Here is a 23307-nt window from a genome sequence, read left to right on the forward strand (position 1 = left end):
TAAGTTTCGTTCAGACCAAAAATTCTGCATATAGTCAGATTAAGCGTATAAAAAGTAAAGTAGTTGCATAAATATTTGAAAAATCATCTTTTACAAAAAGGACTTTGATTCCCTTAATAGTTTGGTAGACCTCAAGAGATAATGATGAGTGGTGCTGGCCACCAACATTTCAAACTGAAAAATCATTATGATTTGAGCACTACCAATAGTTTCAAGATCCTTAAATTAGTTTTTGCAAAAAGCTGAAAATAAGAGAATATATTCTTGATTTATTTTTTGCAGGACTATTTATGATTTGATAATAGATTCCATATAGCGGTTTTTGTGCGATATGTTACGGTCAGTGGTGCTCATCGTGCCATGTTACAGTTAGCCGACGGGCTTGTTAAAAAAGGCTATCAAGTTGATTTGGTTTTTAATTTTCTGCTCGAACAACATAGGGATCTCATTCCTGAGGGAGTAAGAGTATTCAACTTAGACTCTTCAGGATTTTTCGGCAGTCTTCAAGATTTTATCCGTTATGTTCGTTCTGAACAGCCTGCTATTGTTATATCAACTCTCTATTCTACAGATACTATTAACTTACTCACAAAGTTACTAACTCAAAACTCTTATCGAGCAATTGTCTCTTTACAAAATACCGTCACTCAAGAACTTAAAATAGATCACCGGCCAATCAATCGATTACTTACACTATTCTGTACACGATTTTTGTACTAATACGCGAACAAAATCGCAGCGGTTTCAAAAGGGGTTACTCACGATTTAGCGAACTTTTCTGGTTTACCTTCCGAACGAATCAGTGTCATCTACAATCCAATACTTACACCTGATGTTTTTCAAAAGGGGAAGGAACCGATAGAACACCCCTGGTTTTCTGAAGGTCAGCCTCCTGTCATTTTGGGGGTTGGGCGGTTAGAGAAGCAAAAAGATTTCCCAAATCTGATTCGAGCATTTGCCAAAGTTCGCAAGGTACGAGAGGCTCGCCTTGTTATTTTGGGTTGGGGCAATGAAATGTCAGAGCTGGAGAACTTAACGCGGGTTCTTGACGTGCACGAGGATGTTGCTTTTTTGGGTGCTGTTAGAAATCCTTATGCCTACATGGCTCGCAGTGCTGTTTTTGCCTTATCTTCGCTTTATGAAGGTTTGCCCACCGTGCTGATTGAGGCTATGGCAATGGGGGTACCTGTTGTCTCGACTGACTGTCCCCACGGTCCAGCCGAAATTCTGAATGGCGGCGAGTATGGCGAACTCTTGCCGTGTGAACAGAGCGATCTCCTCGCAGAAGCAATTGTACGAATTTTAGACGGTGAAAAAAATTTGTTCCAGCATCCTGGCTTAATCAATTTACAGCAGAAGCTAATTTAGGCCAGTTTCTTAGTTTGTTTAATGATTGATATAGCAGTCAGCCTTTGGATGGTGATGAGGTGTAGAGGGGAAATCCATGCTGTGGAAGCATCGCCCCCACTCCCCCTTATTCTTTCACCCATTGCATCATGTTGGTCAAAACTCAAACAACTTCTGCGATCGGCTAAAACTCGAACCACAGAAATACTTGATATCAAGTGTTAATCCAGATTATCAATGAGTGCATTTCCGATGAGGATGCCCTTGGCTGGTTCGCTCACTGTGGCTTATTCAGCTGAAAACCGCTGTAAATGTTGAGTTGCTACTCATTAGACATTATCGGAAATAAATCGATCAATATGAGAATGGGCGGTAAAGCCATGAGAATTGACAATTTTATGCAAGGAATTGATTTTCTTTCTTATTTCCGATTAAGTCTATTGTTCACTCTGTCACCGAGCTTCATCTTGAATACACCATTTGCGATCGCCGTTCCTAGCAAAATCAAACTACATCCCACAATCATCGATGTCGTTACGGCTTCCTTTAGAAGCACTGCACCCCAAAGCATTGCAAACAGGGGAATTAGATAAGTAACGGTCAATGATTTTGTAGAACCAATATTTTGAATGAGGCGGAAGTACAAAATATAGGCAAGTGCAGTTGACAATAGAGCGAGGCTCAGTACTGAAGCGACGATGATTGTCGTAGGTGCTTGTTGTGGGATTGTAAAAGGCAATGCGGGTAGAAGGAAGAATGCTGCACCTAGCTGACTTCCAGTTGCCACAACTAATGAAGGAACGCCCGCTAATTTTTGTCTGATGTAAGGAGCCGCGATCGCATACATAAATGCTGCTACCAATCCAGCCGATACCGCCATGACAAAAGCAGGCGTTGCAACGATTGTTTTCCAACCCACCAAAATCATCACACCCACGAATCCCAGAATGAGCCCAATCATTCGAGGGATGGTGAATTTCTCCTTGAGCCAGACAGAAGCAACTATGGTGCCAAACAATGGCGCTGTCGCATTCAAGATAGACGTGAATCCGGCAGATAGCGACATGGATGAAAAGGCAAGTAATGCAAATGGAATCGCAGAATTGAGACAGCCTACAATAAAAAGTGAAATCCAATTCCGTCGCACTGGTTGCCAGAGATTTAAGCGGACTAAAATCGGTAACAGTGCTAAACCCGCTAGTAGGACGCGCAACTCAATCAGCCAAATTGGACCGAGGACGGGTGCTGCAATCCGCATAAATAGAAATGAGCCACCTCACAATGCAGCAAGCAGCAAAAGTTCTGCAATCTCTAAACCTTTCATGTCAACTCCTGTCCAATTGCTTGATTTTGACTTGCTTCCCAACCCAGCAGAACCGTTTTGCGATCCAAGCCCCACCGGAAACCGCCCAACTCACCCGATTCCCGGATCACTCGATGGCAGGGAATTAAGTACCCAACTGGATTACGACCTAATGCGTTGCCGACGGATCTCGCAGCAGTGGGACGACCCATCGCTTCCGCTAGCCCCTGATAGGTTGTGATTCCTGCAAACGGAACTCTCAACAGTGCTCGCCAAACTTGAATTTGAAAATTGGTTCCTTTGACAGAAAGAATCAAAGGTTTGCTGTTCGTGGCAACTGGTGTGAAGACACGATCGCAGATCTCTTTGGTTACTTGCTGATCCTGGATGATGTCAGCATTAAACCACTCCAAGCGAAGGATATCAGCAGCATCTTTACGGGTTGTATCCAGGAAATGAAGATTACAGATGCCACGGGAAGTAATTGCAATCAAGCATTCACCAAAAGGGGTTGGATGGATTCCATACCCAATTTGTAGCCCTCTACCCCCTGCCTTAAACTCACCCGGCGACATCGCTTCCAACTTTACAAACAGATCGTGTAACCGCCCTGGACTAGATAAACCAGTATCTACAGTGAGATCTAACAGGTTAGCTGTCTCAGCGATTTTTGATTTTGCATATTCCACAGTCAGATATTGCAAGAACCGTTTGGGGCTGATGCCTGCCCATCTCGTGAAGAGTCGCTGAAAGTGATACTCGCTCAGATGCACATGCTGTGAGATCGTCGCGAGATCAGGTTGATTCAGATGATTTTGACGCATGAACGAGATCGCCCTGGCAATACGCTCATAAGTTTCGCTATCATACGTGCTGGTTTCTACCGGGGAATTCATAGGACTGGTTTCAGCATCTGTCCATCATGCACTCCTCAATGTACCGAGAGCAGAGGTTCAACGCCACCCGTTTCTTGCTGTCTATCAAGTCATCTCATTCGGACAGCAGTAAGCAGGTAGTCATCATTAATTGGTAAACATCATTAATTGGTAAAGAGAGGAGTGGGGGCTGTGCCCCCAGTCAGGGGATTTCACCCCTTCCACCCCTGGAATTATCCTTAATTTAATTGCGCCTAGCTACTTACAACGTTGGTCTGGTTTCTTAAAATCTTGATTTCCTTGACTCTTTTCTACTCCTTTCTCAAGATTTGCGGCGTTGCTGAAAAGCAGTATGAATCGAAACGAAATTTCGAGCATACAGTACCTATTTCATACCTAAATTCAGCAACGCCCTGATTCTAAATTGGTTTCGGTAGTGTCCTCCAGCGGTCTGATTGAATCATCGACGATCTCAGTTACTGTGACAATCTTTTCATCCAGGTTAAGTTGAAACAGGCGATCGCCCATCCCATCTTTGGTTTCCAGGGGAGCTGAGTCCACCTCCATCCGGCTCATGCGGTTGGCACTGGTCAGCAACACCACTTCGCTGCCCGCAGTGGCATTGATCATGCCAGCAAGGGTGTCAGTTTTCGTTGCGAACCGAACTTGAGTCCCCAGTTCGCCTGCACTGGAAAGCCGTAGTTCATCGACAAGTAACCGTTTGGTGTAGCCTTCTTCGGTGATGAGTAAAAGTTCTTCATCCTCAAACACAGTGGCGCACCCCACTAACCGATCCTGCTTGCGCAGCCGCATGCCCCGGTTGCCCTGGGCGGTACGGCTCATCACGGGCAGGCTGTCGTCGTTCACTTCCAGTCGTAATAGCCGTCCACCGGAACTTGCCAGGACGAGTTGCTCATCCGGTTCCACCAGTTTGACGTAAACCAGGTGATCCTCGTCCTTAAACTTGATGACGACGAGCCCACGCCCCGTCAGGTCGGCAAATTCGGTCAGGGGAAGACGTTTCACCCGCCCTCCGGCAGTCACCAGTAGCATATGAGTTTCTTCCAGGGAGTCAGGAAGAATAAAGCTGCTGACAATCCCGTTGCGATCGCCCTGGGCTGAAGGTGGCAATAGGGTTAACAGCGGAACACCTTTGGCATTTCTTCCAGTGGCCTGCGGAATGTCGCTAATGTTGATAGGGAACGCCTTTCCAGTCCTGGTCAGCACCACCAGCGTTTTGCGGGTGTTCGTCAACAGGGTTTGCTCAACAAAATCATCCCCTTCCTCCAATACGAGGGTGGGCTTTTCAGCCATGCGGCTACGACTGCGTTGGTAGGTTTTCGGGGTGACTCGCCGGATATAGCCCCGTTGAGTAATTTCCAGAACCACTTCCTGCTCTTCTTCTTCGAAGAGTGAGGGGTGAGGGGTGAGGGGTAAGGAGTCTTCCGGTTCCGGGCTTCCAGTTCCGGCGGATTCCTTCCCATTGCCATTGGCTTGTCCGTTAGCGGCGACAATCCGTGTCCTTCTCTCATCGCCGTACTTCTTCTTTAAGGCTCGCAGATCTTTTTTGAGGGCTTTCAGCAGTTCGCGCCGATCGCCCAGCAGTTTCTGTAATTCTTCTACACGGGTTTCCAGTTCATCAAATTCCTGTTGCAGGCTCTCCTGCTCGGTTGCCATTAGGCGACGCAGAGGCATAGCCAGGATGGCATCGGACTGACGATCGCTGAACTCAAATTCCTCCCGAAAGGTTTGCTTGGCCGTGGTGCCATCGGGTGCATTGCGGAGGATTTCAATCACATCATCCAGGTTTTCTAATGCGGTCAGCAGGCCATCCAGAATTTCGAGCCGATTTTCAGCCTTTTCCAGTTCGTGGCGGTAACGGCGACTGAGGGTTTCTTCCCGAAAATTGAGGAAGCTTTGCAGTAGATCTCGCAGGGATAACTGGCGGGGCTGGCCGTTATCCAGTGCCAGCATAATGACGCCAAAGTTCGTCTGAAGGGCCGTTTGGCGATAGAGAAAGTTGAGAATCTTGTGGGGATTGGCTTCCCGCCGCAGCTCAATCACAACCCGAATGCCTTCGCGATCGCTCTCATCGCGAAGGTCCGAGATTCCATCCACTTTCCCCTGGGAGACCAGATCCGCTACTTTTTCAATCCAGCCAGCTTTGTTGACCTGATAGGGCAGCTCGGTCACCACAATCGCTGTACGGCGGTGCTTTCCACGCCCAGTCTGAATTTCCTCAATTTGAGCCACCCCCCGAATCGGAATACTGCCCCGACCTGTCGTATAGGCTTCCCAAATGCCATCGGTTCCCACAATCTCGCCACCGGTGGGAAAGTCCGGTCCGGGAATGAGTTCAAACAACTTTTCATCAGACAGGGTAGGAGAGTCAATCAACGCAATTAAGCCATCAACCACTTCATTCAAGTTGTGAGGTGGAATATTTGTTGCCATCCCTACAGCAATGCCCGAACTCCCATTCAGCAGCAAAAAGGGGAGTTGAGCCGGTAAAACAATGGGCTCTTGCTGCGAGTTGTCGAAGTTGCCAATGAAACCGACGGTAGCATCGCCGATTTCACTCAACAGGCCCTCGTTACTGATGGCGGCTAGCCGGGTCTCGGTATACCGCATGGCCGCTGGAGGGTCGTCATCCACAGAACCAAAGTTGCCATGACCGGCCAGTAGCGGGTAACGACTGGAAAAGTCCTGCACCATGCGTACCAGAGCATCATATACGGCCTGATCTCCGTGGGGGTGGTATTTACCCAATACATCCCCCACAACACGGGCGCACTTACGATAGGGGCGATCCGGAGTTAAGCCCAACTCGTGCATAGCATAGAGAATTCGCCGATGTACGGGTTTTAACCCATCACGGACATCGGGCAACGCTCGCCCGACGATCACACTCATGGCATATTCAAGGTAGGACTGTTGCATCTCGGTATGCAGGGCAGTGGTGATCACCTGTCCCGCTGAGAGCATGTTTAACTGTCTAGCCATGAGTGTCGTTCCTTATTCCTGAATTCACAAAACCTGATGTATTTTGAGTCTGGCACGACTAGCATAGTGGCATCTCCCCCTGCCGGTTATTGCCTGATTTCACTGTAAGATCACGCCAGTTATTTGCTGCATTATGCTGGGTCACGTTGCAAGGAAGGGACTATGAAAACCGTTTTGATTGTGGAAGACGATGTCGCCAATGCACTGGTTTTTTCTAAGATTCTGACTAACCGCGGTGGTCTGGCAGTTAAGCATACTGAAAACGTGGAAGAAGTCATACGAATTGCTAAGGCAAGGGAAGCCGACGTGATTTTGATGGATGTGTCGCTGGCTCGCAGCGTTTATCAGGGTAAACCTGTGGATGGTATCAAAATTACCCAGATGCTGAAGGAAGACCCCAAAACGGCGAGCCTTCCTGTTATTCTGGTGACAGCTCACGCAATGGAGGGCGATCGCGAGAGCTTTCTGCGGCAAAGTGGTGCCGATGGTTATATTTCTAAACCTGTGGTTGACCATCAAGCATTTGTAGACCAGATCATGGCACTCTTACCGGAAACCTAGTGGTCTGTCAAGATTGTGCCTGGGGGCGAAGCTCCTACACCCCCGTGTTGCAAAATTTAGTGTTTACAACACTGGTAGACAAGACAGTAAATCCTATAACATTCGCCTCATTCGAACGATAACTGCGATCACCATACAGTCACGATAAGGCATCGGTGGTAGCGACTTTGATTTCCAGACTACCGCACAGGAACTAATTCCGTGTACTGGAAGCAGCATGTGATAAGAAATCTATTGGACTTTTCTATTACTTTATAAGTACTTCAGTACTATTTTCGCAGAAATTCTGGGCATTTCCTTGATCTTCAGCAAAATCTCTTCATAGCGTATATCGTCCTTAACCTACCGCTACTATTAGAATTAAGTATTTTTGTACTGAGTAGTGTTTCGGGGGTAGGAAATGAAAGGGCTGGCTAGCCAGGGTATTGCCGTTGCTTTGTTGATCCTGGCAGCCTCAATCGGCAGCTATGTTTCAGCCCTCGCAATGTTGAACTCCAAAGCCTCTGTTTCTCCCTCAGTGCGGCTACAGGCTGCCATTCCATTGCCTGCGGGTTCCCTGGTTGAGGTGGCGACTGGCTCAGACTGTCGGCGAGTGATTGGGGGCAGGTATCCTCTCTTCACCAGCGCGGATAGCTACGGCGAAGAAATCCGCTATCTTTACGAAGGGCAAAGAGTGAGATTGATTCAGGGCTCAGCAACGCGGGGACCTGATGGAGAATTGTACATCCAGGTTGCCGTTCCCTACGGGGTGAATAATCCCGATATTGGTTTTATGCCCGCCCAGGCTCGTAGTGCCGTTGACGGAGATTTAAGACCAACCCTGGGACTATGTGTACCTGGCTATTGGGGAAATAGACCGGGCGATGGTGGCAACTGGGGCGATCGCTACCCACCCGACGATGATGACTATTGGAGCGGGGGGTATCCTCCCCCTAACGGAGATTACCCGGACGGCAGTTATCCACCCGATGATGGGTATCCAGATGACAACTATCCAGACAATGGAGGAATTAGCGATGCCGATACTGGAGATCCAGATTATGGGGGAGATGCCGTAGAAGCGGCTTGGTAACAATCAACTTTCAACTTTCAACTTTATGGATTGGCTGTCCCTCCAGGCACAGCAGGTTTTGCCAGGGGCGCAGGTTCTCCAGTTGAGGGAGTAGCTGGAGGAAGCGGAGAGGGGGAAGCCGTTGGACTGGTTCTGGCGCGTCGCAGGTGCTCATAAAAGTCACTGGCAGTTGGGTTTTTGATTGGTTTTGAACTGTCAGGTGACGGCTTGGTATCTTCAGACACCTTGCTCTCTGGCTGGGTAGCCTCTGGTTTGGGAGTATAAGAACGGTTCGGAGCCACCGTAGGGGAAGCCGATGGTTGCGGTTTAGGAGCCTGGGGTGCCACAGGAGGTTTGGCAGGGGCGATCGCCTTCGCTGGAGCCGGAGTAGGAGATGGTGCGATCGGGCTGGGGGAAGAAGGCTGTTGCTCTAGCCGCTGCGGAATCGGTTTGGGTGTTGGCGTTGGGAGTTTAGGAGCTGGCTGAAGCACCTTTGCAGGAGATTCACTCCTGACAGGAGACTCGCTGGGACTGGGGGATGATTCCGGTGATTTTGGAGATTGGGGTTTTGAAGGGGCGATCGCCCTGGGTGAAGGTTGAACAGGTTTACGCTCCTTGAGCGGGGTAGTTTCAGGGGCGGGTGCACTCTGGGCTGGCACTGGCGACGGTTTAGGAGCCTCCGTTGCTTGAGACGGAGGTTGGATCGGTTTCCCTTCTTCCGCAGGGGTTGGACTGGGAGATGGCAACCCTGAACCAGGAACCGGGCGTGCTGGTTTAGGTGAGGGCACTACCGACTTGAGCGTGGAACGGAACCGATTGAGAAAACCAGGTAAACCGGGTTCTTGCTTCGACTGCTTCGCCTCTAGTTCTGAGGGTTTGGGGACTTCCGGTTTGGGCGTCTCTAGTTTGGGAGTTTCCGGTTTAGAAATTTCGGGTTTGGGCGTCTCTGATTTAGGAACCTGAGGTTTAGAAACGTCTGGTTTAGAAACTTCGGGTTTCGGAGCCTCTAACTTCGGTGCTATTGGCTTCTCAAGCGGTTTCTCAAGCGGTTTCTCAGTCTTAGAGGGTTCTACAGGCTCTCCTTTGTCTAAGCGAGGAGAAGGCTCTGGGCTGAAAGGCGCGGGTGCAGGGGAGGGAGCCGTTGTTTTCGGTTTGGCAGGCGCCACAGGACTGGTTGTTGGCTTCGGAGACGGTTTCGCTTTTGTGGCTGGTTTTGCTCTGGTCGCCGGTGATGGGGTTGGACTGGGGGTGGGGCGAACCAGTGGAACAACGGGAACTGGGCTGGGGGTAGCTTCTACCGCAGGTTTAGGAGAGGGGCTAGAGCTGGGAAGCGGAGTAATCACTGGTTTTTCTGGCACGTAATTGGGGTCTATAATACTACGGGCTTCTGCCGCAGAAAGATCTCCCCGCACCAGCCGCGAAAGGGCATCCTGGCCATTGGGTTCGTAAGTAATAACCCGTGCTGTGTTGTTAAATACGTTGTTAACTGGGTTACCATTCTCGTCCAGAAATTCCAGTTGGACCCAATTCTTGCCAGGCTTAAAGCCTTTGAGATAAATCGGTTGCCATTGGTCCAAAATAAAGCTTTCCCCGTTAATCGTGCAGCGGATGCGCCAATCAACAATGTCATCCTTGCTACTCTCTTGGGCAACCAGGTGTAAAGGAGCATTGGTCAAATAAAAGTCGAGCATGATCGGTTCTGCCCCGTAGGTGCCTTGAGGGCGACTATAGGTCAGCAACGGCAGATCGGGGTTGGGGCTATTTTCTCCAGTTTTTGTAAAGACGTGGAAGGTGACTTGAGTGTACGCTCCTTCGTTTTTGAAGCTTTCGTGCCAGGGGCGGGAAGCAAAGGCCCGAATGGTATGAGTGCCGGGCTCAAGCTGATCAAATACCAGCGGTTTGCTGAGGTCGTAAACTGCCTGATAGGTGCGATTGTCCAATAAAACATGGAGGTGTGGACCTAACCCCAGCTTTTCATTCTTAAAAATGGGCAGATCTTTGACCTGGAAGCGGACGGAAACCGTATTGTCTGACAAGACCTCATTGGGTTTCGGGTTGAGAATCGTGACCTGTGGCTGGTAATTCTCTAATGCTTTCCGCAAATCCTGAATGGTAGGGGGGGGTGGAGTTTCTGCTAAGGTTCCCGTGACTTTACCTGTGGCTTTCGATTTCTCAGTTTTTGGCATTTTTGCCTTCCCTGCGGCCACAGCACCCGGAGTGCCCACTGAACTCAAGGCCAGCAGAGTCACCAGGAATACGGCAAACAAAATTTTGAGCAGCGATCGCCCATGATTCATCCCAAGCACCAAACAAACTCCTGATTTTTGTTGCGTCCGCCATAGGGAACTATAGCGGAATCGATCCCCTAACAATTCATAATTTTTAGATCGCTGGTTGGTGGACTTGATTCCACAGAAGCAAGGTGGGCGCGGGAGGTTTTTCCCGTGGCCTTTGACCCAATCGCCTATGCGCCCAAATAGCGTTGCTCAACTCCAGAATTCATCCAAATTCATCTGGTCAACTTCCTGCTGAAGCTCCTTAAAATAGCCACTTTGCACAACCTGAGCCACTTCTTGCTCTCGTCGGTGCTGATCTATTTCAATTTTCAGGTCGGCAATCTGTTGCTTCAGTTGAGTTTCCCGTTGCTTTACTTCACTGGCCATTCGCTGGAAGACACGTGCTAACTGCCCTAACTCATCATTCCGTAGGGCAATCTCCGTTAAACTTTCGGGCTGAAAAATGCCCTTTTCTACTTCCGCAGCAGCCGTGGTGACTCGGCTTGCCTGTTGAATGTATTGCTCCATTTGTTGATTGGCTTGCAGCAACTCCTTTTCCGCCTGCTTGCGTTCACTTATGGCCTGGCAAATCTGGGCAAACATGCGCTGAAAAGCAGTGATCACTTCCCCTAACTCGTCCCGTCGTTTAATGGTACTTGAGCCAAAACCTGGCATTAACTGATCATGGCGAACGTCTTCCCCTGCCCGCAGCAGGTCACGTCGTAGAGTCAGGATAGGAGTAATTACCAGAGGACCTAGAGTAATCAGCATCACCAGGGTCACAAATGCCGAGATAATGAAGACTAGCCCCAGAATGCGAAGGATATAAGCGTAGATCTCGCTTCGCATAATCTCTGCATTGTGTCGAATTACAATGGCATGCTCTCCATCTGCCTGAGGCGTTTTCCAGGCAACCTCGTAGCGATCGCCTCCCTGCCCTTGAAGGTAAATTCGGCTTTCCCTCTGGGCTTCAACAAATGTCATCACAGGCGGTTCTCCAAAGGTTCCCACCAGATTTCCATTCGGCTTATAAACTGCACCGCCCACAATCATTCGGAGCATAGGGTTGGCATAGAGTTGCCTGGTATGTTCCAATAATTCTGCTCCCGTTGCCTCCGGATAGGTAGCAAAGATCCAGTTCATTTTACCTGAAGACACCTCCACTATTCGGGCTAGGACTTCCTGTTTCCGCCGCTCCACAGAAGGAACCAACAAGATCGTCTCAATCACAGCAATACTGAGAAAAATCCAGAAAACAATCCGAAGTGATAGACGACTCTGAAAGAGACGCAGAAAGTCATAAAACCGGGAGGGCAGCCTTTTCATGTGAACCTGCGCACGCTATCCAAAAAGTGTCAAAGAATGCGAATGACTTAAAATTATTAATTCTTAAATCTGGTTAAAAAGTGTCGTGAAGATTACAAATATTGTTAGCACCTACTCATAGAAATTCTCACCAAAAAACATAGACATTTATCAATCATCGAAGATGAAAAGGGTTTCAGGACGGTCGATCAATAGAGATTTTCTATTGTTTCGTTTTATAACTGTAATGCAAACACCTCTTGACTTTTAGAAGGGCGCATGGATTTACAAATCAGTCCAGAACTTCAATTGAACGATTTTGAATTATTGTTAACGGCTCCCAGACACGATGTAGAGCAAGACCTATAATGACACGTTGAGAACTCTTACCAGGCTGATTTCATTGCCTCATGGGCTTTTTCAGTTCTGATGGCAGTGTCTGCTCCGTTCTCTGACCTGAGGTAAATAGCCATACCTCGCGCTGTACGAGCCTGTTTGGGACTCTTGGCTTCATTTTTCCGAGTCGTACAGCGACTGTTTTTAACCAAAGACAGTGGTTTTTCAAAAGTGCGGAGTAGTGCCTGGCGCAAGAGTATTGCTCGTTCCTTGTCTAGAGAGAGGAGAGTCTCAATGACAACTACCCCACGGGCGAAAGTTGTCGTCGATAAGGATCCAGTACCCACTTCCTTTGAGAAGTGGGCACAGCCTGGTCACTTCGATCGCACCTTGGCGAAAGGGCCCAAAACCACTACCTGGATTTGGAACCTTCACGCTAACGCCCATGATTTTGATAGCCATACTAGTGACTTAGAAGACGTATCCCGAAAAATCTTTAGCGCTCACTTTGGTCACCTGGCCGTAATTTTTATCTGGCTGAGTGGCATGTATTTTCATGGCGCTAAGTTTTCAAATTTTGAAGCCTGGATGGCAAACCCCACTGGTGTCAAACCCAGTGCTCAAGTCGTCTGGCCTATCTTCGGTCAAGAAATTTTGAATGCAGATGTTGGTGGCGGCTTCCACGGGATTCAGATCACCTCAGGTCTGTTTTACATGTGGAGGGGTGAAGGTTTCACCAACAGCTTCCAGCTTTATTGCACAGCCATCGGTGCATTGGTTATGGCAGCCTTAATGCTGTTTGCTGGCTGGTTCCACTACCACAAGCGAGCACCGAAGCTGGAGTGGTTCCAGAATGCTGAATCCATGCTGAATCACCACCTCTCAGTTCTGTTGGGTTGTGGTTCATTGGGTTGGGCTGGGCATATCATTCACGTGGCATTGCCCACCAATGCCCTGCTTGACTCTGGAGTGGCTGTGAAGGACATTCCCCTGCCTCACGAGTTCATTTTGAATTCCAAGCTGATGGCAGATTTGTTCCCCAGCTTTGCGAAGGGTCTCACTCCATTTTTTACATTGAACTGGGCTGAGTACTCCGACTTCCTGACCTTCAAGGGCGGTGTTAACCCCGTTACTGGTAGTTTGTGGCTAACGGATAACGCGCATCACCACCTGGCGATCGCAGTTCTGTTCATCATTGCGGGTCACATGTACCGCACCAACTGGGGCATTGGCCACAGCATGAAGGAAATTTACGAAGCTCACAAGGGTCCCTTTACTGGCGAAGGTCATAAGGGTATCTACGAGACCTTCACTACCTCCTGGCATATTGAGCTGGCCTGGAACTTAGCTGGAATGGGTTCTTTGAGCATCATTGTGGCTCAGCACATGTATGCCATGCCGCCTTACCCCTATCTGGCAACGGACTACGCCACCCAGTTGTCCATCTTTACTCATCACATGTGGATTGGTGGCTTTCTGATTGTGGGTGCCGCGGCTCACGCTGCCATCTTCATGGTGCGTGACTACGACCCTGCCCTCAACCAGAACAACGTCCTGGATCGGTTCATTCGTCACCGTGATGCCGTCATCTCTCACCTGAACTGGGTCTGTATCTTCCTGGGCTTCCATAGCTTCGGTCTGTACGTGCATAACGACACGATGCGAGCATTTGGTCGTCCTCAAGATATGTTCTCGGATACGGGCATCCAGCTTCAACCCATCTTTGCTCAGTGGATCCAGAGCCTGCACTTTGCAGCTCCTGGCAACACCGCTCCCAATGCACTCGCTCCTGCGAGCCTGGCTTTCGGTGGTGACGTGCTGGCTGTGGGTGGAAAGGTTGCCATCTCCGGTATTCCTCTGGGTACCGCAGACTTCCTGATTCACCACATCCACGCTTTCACGATCCATGTGACGGTGTTGATCCTGCTTAAAGGTGTATTGTTTGCCCGTAGCTCTCGTTTGATCCCAGACAAGGCTAACCTGGGCTTCCGTTTCCCCTGCGACGGTCCGGGTCGGGGTGGTACCTGCCAGGTTTCTGGTTGGGACCATGTCTTCCTTGGTCTGTTCTGGATGTACAATTCCATCTCGATTGTGATCTTCCATTTCAGTTGGAAAATGCAGTCGGATGTTTGGGGAACGGTTAACCCCGATGGGTCAGTCGCCCACATTACGGCTGGAAACTTTGCTCAGAGCGCCATCACCATCAATGGTTGGTTGCGTGACTTCCTGTGGGCACAGGCGACTCAAGTGATTACTTCCTACGGTTCAGCGCTGTCTGCTTATGGCTTGCTGTTCCTGGGTGCTCACTTCGTCTGGGCATTCAGCCTCATGTTCCTGTTCAGTGGTCGTGGTTATTGGCAGGAGCTGATTGAGTCCATTGTGTGGGCACATAATAAGCTGAAAGTTGCTCCGTCCATTCAGCCGCGTGCGCTGAGCATTATTCAAGGTCGAGCTGTGGGGGTTGCTCACTACCTCCTGGGAGGAATTGCCACGACCTGGGCATTCTTCCTGGCTCGCACACTGTCACTTGGATGAGCGCGAGGAGAACACAGTAAATATGGCGACTAAATTTCCAAAATTTAGCCAGGACCTCGCTGCAGATCCGACTACACGTCGGATCTGGTACGGGATTGCCACAGCTCACGACTTTGAGAGCCATGACGGAATGACGGAAGAGAATCTTTATCAAAAGATTTTTGCTTCCCATTTTGGTCACATTGCAATCATTTTCCTGTGGACTTCTGGACTCCTGTTCCACGTAGCCTGGCAAGGCAACTTCGAGCAGTGGATCAAAGACCCGCTGCATATCCGTCCCATTGCTCACGCGATTTGGGACCCTCAATTCGGTAAACCCGCGGTTGAAGCGTTTACTCAAGCAGGCGCTTCCTATCCGGTGGATATTTCTTATTCGGGTGTTTATCACTGGTGGTACACCCAAGGAATGCGAACCAATGGTGATCTTTACCAGGGTTCAATTTTCCTTCTGATTCTGGCTGGTCTGTTCCTGTTTGCTGGCTGGCTGCACTTGCAGCCTAAGTTCCGCCCCAGCCTCGCCTGGTTTAAGAATGCTGAATCTCGCCTGAACCACCACCTGGCTGGTTTGTTCGGGGTTAGCTCTCTGGCCTGGGCTGGTCACCTGATCCACGTAGCCATTCCTGAGTCTCGGGGTCAGCATGTGGGCTGGAATAACTTCCTGTCTACTCCTCCTCACCCGGCTGGCTTGCTGCCGTTCTTTACTGGCAACTGGGGAGTGTATGCAGAGAATCCAGACACGGCTCAGCATGTGTTTGGCACCGCTGATGGAGCTGGTACGGCGATTCTGACTTTCCTGGGTGGCTTCCATCCTCAGACTCAGTCTCTCTGGTTGACGGATATTGCTCATCACCATCTGGCGATCGCCGTTCTGTTTATTGTGGCCGGCCATATGTACCGCACCAACTTCGGTATCGGCCACAGCATCAAGGAGATGATGGACTCCAAGACCTTCTTCGGCACCTCAGTCGAAGGTCCTTTCAACATGCCTCACCAGGGCATTTATGAGACCTACAACAACTCCTTGCACTTCCAGCTCGGCTGGCACCTAGCTTGTCTGGGTGTGATTACCTCGGTGGTGGCGCAACACATGTATGCCATGCCTCCCTATGCCTTCATTGCGCAGGATTTCACCACCCAGGCCGCTCTGTTTACCCATCACGAATACATCGCTGGATTCTTGATGGTGGGTGCTTTTGCCCACGGTGCGATCTTCTGGGTGCGGGATTATGACCCCGACCAGAACAAGGGGAACGTGCTGGCGCGGATGATTGAGCATAAGGAAGCCCTCATCTCTCACTTGAGCTGGGTCTCCCTTTTCCTCGGATTCCACACGTTGGGCCTGTATGTTCACAACGATGTTGTGGTGGCTTTCGGCACGCCTGAGAAGCAAATCTTGATTGAACCGGTCTTTGGTCAGTTCGTTCAAGCTGCTTCTGGAAAGGTGTTGTATGGCATGAACACGCTGTTGTCTAACCCAGACAGCATTGCAGCGACGGCTTGGCCCAACTATGGTAACGTCTGGCTACCTGGTTGGTTGGATGCTATCAACAGCGGCACCAACTCTCTGTTCCTGACCATTGGTCCTGGCGATTTTCTGGTGCACCATGCGATCGCCCTGGGTCTGCACACCACCACCCTGATTCTGGTCAAGGGTGCCCTGGATGCTCGCGGTTCTAAGCTAATGCCGGACAAGAAAGATTTCGGCTATAGCTTCCCCTGTGATGGTCCAGGCCGGGGCGGCACCTGCGATATCTCTGCTTGGGACGCCTTCTACCTGGCCATGTTCTGGATGCTGAACACCCTGGGCTGGGTTACCTTCTACTGGCACTGGAAGCACCTTGGTATCTGGCAGGGCAACGTGTCTCAATTCAATGAGAGTTCCACCTACCTGATGGGTTGGTTCCGTGATTATCTGTGGCTGTACTCTGGTCCACTAATCAACGGTTATAACCCCTACGGTGTCAATAACCTGGCGATCTGGTCCTGGATCTTCCTGCTGGCACACCTGTGCTGGGCAGTGGGTTTCATGTTCCTGATTTCCTGGAGAGGTTACTGGCAGGAGTTGATCGAGACTCTGGTTTGGGCTCACGAGCGCACTCCGCTGGCTAACCTGGTTCGTTGGAAGGATAAGCCGGTTGCTTTGTCTATCGTCCAGGCTCGTCTGGTCGGTCTGACTCACTTTGCGGCTGGCTATGTTCTGACCTACGCCGCCTTTGTTATTGCCTCTACGGCAGCCAAATTCCCATAGCGCTCAGGCGCTAAAGCTACCTGGAGGTGGCTATCGGGTATCCCCCGCCAGTGGCGGGGGATTATTTTATAGCTGTCGCAGGTTATTTAGGACATTGGTTTGAAGAGAGTGTGGGGGCTTTGCCCCCAGCTAGGGGTTCCACCCCTGCATCCTGTCCTCAGCCTGGTGGCGATCGCTCTATAGCCATTCAGTAACCAGAGGTTGACTGAGTAAAAATACTTATGTAAAATTGTAACGTTATATTAAGGAGCATCTTTTTGGTTGATGAACTCCAAATCGACCAGATTCAGAAAGTGCTTATGCCTATCCCTCAACGAAATGGAATGGTTAGCGAGCAGAAAGACATCAAAATTTCTGTTGGACGGTCAATGTCAGTTGGCATGGGTGTGGATGAATTACTGGCAAAGTATGCATCCGGAGAACGTGATTTTCGAGGGGTTCTCTTGAGAGGGGTTGACTTAAGTGGGTGTAATTTGAGCGGGGTGAATTTGAAAGGAGCGAACCTCCACCAGGCGAATCTATGCGGTGCGAATCTGAGCGGTGCGAATCTCCACCGGGCCTATTTGAGCGAGGCCAACCTGGCTTTTGCTGATCTCAGCGGTAGCCTTTTACAGGGGGCGAACCTGGCCAAAGCGAATCTTTGTGGGGCTGATTTGAGTGGGTCGAATTTGAAAGTAGCCTTTATGTGGGAGGCCAATTTAACGGAGGCGGATTTGAAGGGGGCCAATCTGGATGAAGCGATTTTGACCCGAACGATTATGCCCAATGGCAAAATGCATCAGTAGTCGGCCAGGCTATCCGATTATGCATTCATTCTTTAGGAAAGAATACTTAATGCGAAAGTCCTCCTACGATTGATTTGTGTTAAGAATCGGTTGTCCCAGTGGCTAATCTTTACTGGCTCGATCGCATCCAGCCTGAGCATCAATCTCTTGTAGGGAATAAAGCGTTTCATCTGGCTCGTCTGCTGCAAACTGGGTATCCAGTCGTACCGGGCTTTGTCATTTCAGCTCAGATGTTCTGGGAATTTTTGGAAACCGTTAATTGGCCTGAGCCACTGTTTGCGGATTTGCCCCATTCTTCATTGCGGTTGGATATTGACAACCCTCAACAGCTTCAGGCAATAGCCCGCCAGATTCGGCAGGCTATTACAATAGCTCCTTTGCTAACTGAGTGGGTTTCAGAGGTCAAATCTGCCGTTAGTCAGCTCGGTTCACCCGTGGTTATTCTGCGTCCCTCGTTAGCCCTACGAAAAACTTCCTGGAAAATTGATGCATCAAGGTTTGAGCCAGTGATAGATGGCCGAAGTTCGGCACTCTTCAACATCCAGACCTGCGGGATGACGGAAGAAAGCCTGATCGAAGGATTAAAGCAGCTATGGGCACAGTTGTTTGGGGCAAAAAGTTTGTTCTACTGGCAGCGCACCGGCATTCCCTTGCAGCAAATTTGTCTGGCTGTTCTGGTGCAGCCTTTGTGGTCGGCGATCGCAGCAGGAACAGTGCAGGCGAACGATAGCTACTTTCAGGTGCAAGCAACTCCAGGATTAGGGATGGCGATCACCTGGGGTGAGACGATTCCAGACTGTTATCAGATTCATACCAAGAGTGGGGCTATTCTTTCCCGACACCTGGGAAAAAAGACCATCGTTTATGACCCTGTTGCCGAACCTGCCGACCTTAAGGGTAGCTCTTTGCATCTGTCCCTGCGGTTTCTCGATGAGACTCGACAGGCAAGCAATGCTATAGAGGATTGGCAACTGGAAGAATTAATTCACCTGGTTCAACGACTCCTGGTTGATTGTGCCCCACCGATGGAGCTAGAGTGGGTTCTTTCCTGTGCAACAAATTCCCAACCCCAGGTGTATCTGACTCAGGTAATTCCCCAGTTGGTTAGAGCTAGTTGGTCACCAACCAACTTGGGTGACTGGGAACCGTTATCCTCCCTCCATGAAGAGCCTGTAATGAATTCCAATTGGCGTCCCCTGTTAACTGGGTTGGCGGTTTCCCAGGGGCGAGCGATCGCTCGTGCCAGCGTGATTGCTGACCCCCAAAAAGCCGCGATCGGAATTTTGCCAGGGACAGTGCTGGTTGCCCCCTCGCTGCCGCCCCAGTGGTTGCCTCTGATTCAACAGGCGGCGGCGATTGTGACCGAACAAGGCAGCATGACCAGCCACGGTGCGATTGTTGCCAGGGAAGTGGGGGTCCCTGCCGTGATGGGTGCAACCAATGCTACGGCCCATATTCAAACCGGCGACCTAGTAATGGTAGATGGAAGCCGAGGAAGAATCTATCGCATTGAACCAAATGGGGCACAGGAGACCAGCCCTCCCATTATGGGACAGGGGCATGCAGATGTGGAAGCTCTCCAATCAACGCCTCCCCGCCCTCTATCTGATGTTCTCCCAGTTTCTGATTCTCTGGAACGGCCACCGATCGGGACCCAGTTGATGGTGAATGTGAGCCAGCTCAGTTCTCTGGATCTAATTGCGGATTTGCCAATAGACGGGGTCGGGTTGCTACGGTCAGAATTGCTGGCGATCGCCCTCCTCAACAACCAACCTCCCCACTACTGGCTGCAACCCGAACACCATGCGGAATTTGTAGAGCGATTGACAGATGCCCTCTGCCAATTCGCTTCAGCCCTGGCACCGCGTCCAGTGTTTTATCGTTCGCTCGATTTACGCTCCCACGAGTTTGGGGATCTCGGCGGCGGAGAGGCGACCGCCCCTGGGGGCAATCCTGTGTTAGGGATGCGAGGCACCTTTCGCTATACTCTGTACCCAACTCTGTTTGAACTGGAACTCGCAGCATTGGCCGCCACTCAACAAACAGGCAATCGCAATATCCACTTGTTGTTGCCGTTTGTGCGGGCTGTTGAGGAGTTTGAATTTTGCCGACAACGGGTTGAACGAACAGGCTTGATGCACAACCCCAATTTCCAGATCTGGATCATGGCAGAAGTTCCCTCGGTGCTGTTTCTGCTGCCAGAGTATGTGAAAGCGGGTGTGAAAGGCATTTCCATCGGCTCCAACGACTTGAGTCAGCTCCTTTTAGGCATTGATCGGGACAATACTCTGCTGTCATCTGCTTTCGATGAACGCCACCCTGCCGTCAAGGCTGCGATCGCCCAACTCATTCAGCAGGCTCATCAGGCGGGCATTCCCTGCTCCATTTGTGGCCAGGCCCCCGTTCGACACCCAGAACTCATAGCAGACCTCATCCGTTGGGGCATCGACTCAATTTCTGTAGAGCCAGAAGCCGTAGAAACCACCTACTGGGCAATCGCCCGCGCCGAACGCCGCCTCCTGCTCGAAACTGCTCGTCAACAACCATAGAACTGTTTGTCAGCAACCATAGAACTGTCGAATCTCTTTACCAAAACGGTATAGTGGGCTTAAGTGCTTTCCCCTGCGTCAACGAGTGAGTTCACCTCGATGAGCAATTCCACTTCCATCCTGGAAGCTCTGCTGCAAGCCCTACCGGACCTGAGGACTCAAATCTACTTCAAGTCTTCTCTGACTGCGCTGTCTCATGCAATGGAAGACCAGATTTTGGCTGGGGTCAACAGCACGCTGGTGATTGCTAGCTTTCAGCGCGAGCGTTTCTATCGCCAGGAAGCTCATCGCTATCTCCGCATTTCTGAACGGGCGGATCAGGTTTACGTTCTGGCCGCTCCCGAAACCAATTTCGCCAGCCGTACCGAGCATTATGAAACGATCGCCTTTGAACCAACCGATGCGCTGGCCCAGGAGTGGCACCTGGTTGTTGTGGGGCCCCGTTATGCCGCCTGCCTGGTCTGCAAAGAACGCCAGGCTACCTCAGAAAAATCGACAATTCAGCCTGCTGGCGATCAATCCCGCCGATTTGAAGGAATTTGGACCTTTGACCGCCGCACCGTCTATAAAGCGGCTGAACTGTTACTAGATCGCATCCTTCTTTACCGACCGGAACTGGCCGGTAAAGTTGGCAAAGTTAAGGCAGAGCTTTCGACCGAAACCCGCACTGGCTTTAATAACCTTGACCCAGAACCTTTTGCAGAACGACTGGTAACTTACCTGCAAGCAGGACAGTACAAGCTGATTAAAGCTTATCGGTCGATCGCAGCACAGGAACGCAAGGAACGCCTGGTTAACTCGATTACAGCCGCCATTCGCCACTCCCTCGACCCCAATGAAATTTTCAAAATTGCCGTGCAAGAGTTGGGGCAGGCGTTAAAGGTCTGCCGCTGTTTGATCTATCGCTGCAAAGAAACAGATACCCACGTCATCATCCAGCATGAGTATCTGGGAGCAGCGGTAGAATCTCTGGTGGGCAAAGAATGGAATTTACGAGATAACCCGCTATTCCAGGCGGTCGCGCAACAGCAGGAAGCCGTATTTGTCGATGATGCTCAGGCAACGCCCTGGGTACTTAACAACGGTTCAGAGGTTTCTCCCCCCAGCTTGGGCGATCGCTCCAATGGAGCATCTCCGGTACAGCGCTGGCAAATCCAATCCTGGCTCATGGTACCCGTGATTCATCAAAATCGGCTTTTAGGGATTGTGGAATTGCATCGTTGCTGCACCACCCTGTACGAATGGGCAGAATCCGAACTGAGCTTAGTAGAGGCGATCGCCACCCAAATTGGAGTTGCCCTGATTCAGGCAGAAGCTTATGCCAACCTGGAAGACCTAAACCAGCAGCTCGAAGCCCTCGATCGCACCCGCAGCAATCTAATTGCCATCACAGGGCACGAACTACGCACCCCCCTTTCTACCATTCAGGTCTGTTTAGAAAGTCTTGCCAGTGAACCTGACATGCCCACCGAACTGAGACAGATCATGCTGCGGTCTGCCCTATCGGATGCTGAGCGGATGCGCAAGCTGATTCAGGACTTTTTGACCCTATCTGAGTTAGAAAGTGGGCGAGTAAAGTGGCACCTGGAACCCCTTCCCCTAAGAGAGTGTGTTGACCTGGCTCTGAGTAGCGTCCGCGCCCGTCAACTCCACAACGATCGCCTTCCCAAAATTACTGCCCAAGTGTCACCAGAACTCCCCCTCGTGCAAACCGACGGGGAATGGCTAGTCGAAGTCCTCTCAAAACTATTAGACAACGCCTGCAAATTTACAGATCCCGATGGTCGAGTCACTATCGAAGCCCATGAAAATGGCGGCCAGATGTTAGAAATCACCATTTCTGACACCGGGCGCGGGATTGAGCCAAACCGCCTCGAAGCGGTGTTCGATCGCTTCTACCAGGAAGAAGGTGCCCTCCGACGAACCGCAGGCGGCACAGGCCTGGGGCTGGCCATCTGTCGTCAGATTATCCATGGTTTAGGCGGTCGCATCTGGGCAGAGTCCGGTGGTAAAGATCAAGGCAGCCAATTTCACCTCACCATCCCCATCTTTCAAAGTGAATCCAACCGTCCCCCAGCCACACCCGCAAAAAAGCCAAAGGGGAAAGCGGCAAAAAGTCGAGTTTAGAGAAGACTACCCATCCATCCCACCCCCTACCCCCACTCCCCCTATCTCAATTGCTAATAACTGTTACAGTTCCCAAAGAAGTGCGCAGGGAGGGCCATATCGAATGGTAGGATTCCCGTAAAACATTGCGAGAGAAATCCAAATGACAGAACTTTCTGGACAACCTCCTTTGTTTGGTGGGAGTACTGGCGGACTGCTCACCAAAGCTCAAGTTGAAGAAAAATACGCAATCACCTGGACAAGCCCCAAAGAGCAAGTCTTTGAGATGCCGACAGGTGGTGCAGCGGTGATGCGCCAAGGTGAAAACCTACTTTATCTGGCTCGTAAAGAGCAATGTATCGCACTAGGTGGGCGGCAGTTACGTCCACTGAAAATCACAGACTATAAAATCTACCGGATTTATCCAAACGGGGATATTGAGTACCTGCATCCGAAGGATGGGGTCTTCCCTGAAAAGGTGAATCAAGGAAGAGCAATGGTCAACACGAAGGATCGCCGCATTGGTGAAAATCCAGAGCCTGCAAAACTTAAGTTTACAGGCACAACTACTTATGAAGCCTAGTCATTAGTATCTAAGCCTTCCGCGATCGCCTCAGAGATTCGTCTCTGGGGCGATTTTCTTCTTTACAAAAATCAACGTTGCAAAGGTTGAAATTTTCTAAATAAATGCTGAAATAGAAGTAGAAGATTGCTTTTTAGTTTCAAAAGATTTTACACTTATAGCAATCCTAAACCAGTCGTGAGATTAAAAATCTTTGTGAGGGTTCTCCCGACTTGTCGGTGAAAAAGTAGCCTACATTGCTCTTTGAGCCCAATAAAAATCATAGAAGATCAATTTTCTTTCGATGAAAGGCATCACTTATCATTAGATTGTTGGGGAACCTTTGAGAGAAAAAATCCTGTAAGAATCCTTTATCAGGAATCCTTCATCACGATCTAAATAGGACTGCTATGCAAAGTCTCCTTTCCCGAGACCTCAACGGGTTTTAGAGATTCCGCCTCTCAT

At 50.1% G+C, this 23307-nt stretch carries 14 protein-coding genes and 1 pseudogene; 9 read left to right on the forward strand and 6 right to left on the reverse strand.

Features of this window, described 5'->3' with window-relative positions; translation table 11 throughout:
- Positions 1–858 precede the first annotated feature (858 nt).
- Complete coding sequence (locus P4D80_RS15150) at positions 859–1368, forward strand: glycosyltransferase (protein WP_421659540.1); 510 nt, start codon at positions 859–861, stop codon at positions 1366–1368.
- Between the two features lie 400 nt (positions 1369–1768).
- Here P4D80_RS15150 and P4D80_RS15155 read toward each other — a convergent pair whose 3' ends face one another.
- From P4D80_RS15155 to P4D80_RS15170, 4 genes and pseudogenes are all read right to left on the reverse strand, one after another.
- The gene (locus tag P4D80_RS15155) at positions 1769–2275 is read right to left on the reverse strand and encodes a DMT family transporter (protein WP_421659541.1); all 507 of its coding nucleotides are present in this window, start codon (positions 2273–2275) and stop codon (positions 1769–1771) included.
- Positions 2276–2611 (reverse strand): annotated as a pseudogene (locus P4D80_RS15160) (EamA family transporter); the annotation flags it as partial.
- A gap of 56 nt (positions 2612–2667) precedes the next feature.
- A complete protein-coding gene (locus P4D80_RS15165) occupies positions 2668–3546 on the reverse strand; it encodes a methylated-DNA--[protein]-cysteine S-methyltransferase (RefSeq protein WP_421654838.1) in 879 nt (292 codons plus the stop codon).
- A gap of 381 nt (positions 3547–3927) precedes the next feature.
- On the reverse strand, positions 3928–6528 hold the full coding sequence (locus P4D80_RS15170) for a DNA gyrase/topoisomerase IV subunit A (RefSeq protein WP_421654839.1): 2601 nt from the start codon (positions 6526–6528) through the stop codon (positions 3928–3930).
- Positions 6529–6690: 162 nt separating this feature from the next.
- On the opposite strand from P4D80_RS15170, the gene P4D80_RS15175 reads away from it, so the two are divergent.
- A complete protein-coding gene (locus tag P4D80_RS15175) occupies positions 6691–7089 on the forward strand; it encodes a response regulator (RefSeq protein WP_421654840.1) in 399 nt (132 codons plus the stop codon).
- 400 nt (positions 7090–7489) lie between these two features.
- A complete protein-coding gene (locus P4D80_RS15180; RefSeq protein ID WP_421654841.1) occupies positions 7490–8161 on the forward strand; it encodes a hypothetical protein in 672 nt (223 codons plus the stop codon).
- Between the two features lie 23 nt (positions 8162–8184).
- Here P4D80_RS15180 and P4D80_RS15185 read toward each other — a convergent pair whose 3' ends face one another.
- Positions 8185–10446 carry a hypothetical protein gene (locus P4D80_RS15185; RefSeq protein WP_421654842.1) on the reverse strand — a complete coding sequence of 754 codons (2262 nt, stop codon included), beginning with the start codon at positions 10444–10446 and terminating at the stop codon, positions 8185–8187.
- 180 nt (positions 10447–10626) lie between these two features.
- A complete protein-coding gene (locus P4D80_RS15190; protein ID WP_421654843.1) occupies positions 10627–11742 on the reverse strand; it encodes a HAMP domain-containing protein in 1116 nt (371 codons plus the stop codon).
- Positions 11743–12351: 609 nt separating this feature from the next.
- On the opposite strand from P4D80_RS15190, the gene psaA reads away from it, so the two are divergent.
- The 6 genes from psaA (at position 12352) to P4D80_RS15220 (ending at position 22863) form a co-directional block, all read left to right on the forward strand.
- On the forward strand, positions 12352–14592 hold the full coding sequence (gene psaA / locus P4D80_RS15195) for a photosystem I core protein PsaA (RefSeq protein ID WP_421654844.1): 2241 nt from the start codon (positions 12352–12354) through the stop codon (positions 14590–14592).
- A gap of 22 nt (positions 14593–14614) precedes the next feature.
- Positions 14615–16840, forward strand: a complete 2226-nt coding sequence (gene psaB, locus P4D80_RS15200; protein ID WP_421654846.1) for a photosystem I core protein PsaB — start codon at positions 14615–14617, stop codon at positions 16838–16840.
- Positions 16841–17097: 257 nt separating this feature from the next.
- Entirely contained in the window at positions 17098–17625 is a 528-nt protein-coding gene (locus P4D80_RS15205; protein WP_421654847.1) for a pentapeptide repeat-containing protein, read from the forward strand.
- A 98-nt stretch (positions 17626–17723) separates the two neighbouring features.
- The gene (locus P4D80_RS15210) at positions 17724–20174 is read left to right on the forward strand and encodes a putative PEP-binding protein (protein ID WP_421654848.1); all 2451 of its coding nucleotides are present in this window, start codon (positions 17724–17726) and stop codon (positions 20172–20174) included.
- A gap of 99 nt (positions 20175–20273) precedes the next feature.
- Positions 20274–22301: a DICT sensory domain-containing protein gene (locus P4D80_RS15215; protein WP_421654849.1), complete on the forward strand. Its 2028-nt coding sequence runs from the start codon at positions 20274–20276 to the stop codon at positions 22299–22301.
- A 142-nt stretch (positions 22302–22443) separates the two neighbouring features.
- Positions 22444–22863 carry a photosystem I reaction center subunit II PsaD gene (locus P4D80_RS15220; protein ID WP_421654850.1) on the forward strand — a complete coding sequence of 140 codons (420 nt, stop codon included), beginning with the start codon at positions 22444–22446 and terminating at the stop codon, positions 22861–22863.
- Positions 22864–23307: the final 444 nt, after the last annotated feature.

This window comes from Leptothermofonsia sp. ETS-13 (genome assembly GCF_049200465.1).
Lineage (GTDB): Bacteria > Cyanobacteriota > Cyanobacteriia > Leptolyngbyales > Leptolyngbyaceae > Leptothermofonsia.

Excerpts from the sequence above, each read along its gene's own strand:
- P4D80_RS15155 (WP_421659541.1), bottom strand. The coding sequence starts at position 2,275 with ATGATTTTGGTGGGTTGGAAAACAATCGTTGCAACGCCTGCTTTTGTC.
- P4D80_RS15165 (WP_421654838.1), bottom strand. The coding sequence starts at position 3,546 with ATGAATTCCCCGGTAGAAACCAGCACGTATGATAGCGAAACTTATGAG.
- P4D80_RS15170 (WP_421654839.1), bottom strand. The coding sequence starts at position 6,528 with ATGGCTAGACAGTTAAACATGCTCTCAGCGGGACAGGTGATCACCACT.
- P4D80_RS15175 (WP_421654840.1), top strand. The coding sequence starts at position 6,691 with ATGAAAACCGTTTTGATTGTGGAAGACGATGTCGCCAATGCACTGGTT.
- P4D80_RS15180 (WP_421654841.1), top strand. The coding sequence starts at position 7,490 with ATGAAAGGGCTGGCTAGCCAGGGTATTGCCGTTGCTTTGTTGATCCTG.
- P4D80_RS15190 (WP_421654843.1), bottom strand. The coding sequence starts at position 11,742 with ATGAAAAGGCTGCCCTCCCGGTTTTATGACTTTCTGCGTCTCTTTCAG.
- psaA (WP_421654844.1), top strand. The coding sequence starts at position 12,352 with ATGACAACTACCCCACGGGCGAAAGTTGTCGTCGATAAGGATCCAGTA.
- psaB (WP_421654846.1), top strand. The coding sequence starts at position 14,615 with ATGGCGACTAAATTTCCAAAATTTAGCCAGGACCTCGCTGCAGATCCG.
- P4D80_RS15215 (WP_421654849.1), top strand. The coding sequence starts at position 20,274 with ATGAGCAATTCCACTTCCATCCTGGAAGCTCTGCTGCAAGCCCTACCG.
- P4D80_RS15220 (WP_421654850.1), top strand. The coding sequence starts at position 22,444 with ATGACAGAACTTTCTGGACAACCTCCTTTGTTTGGTGGGAGTACTGGC.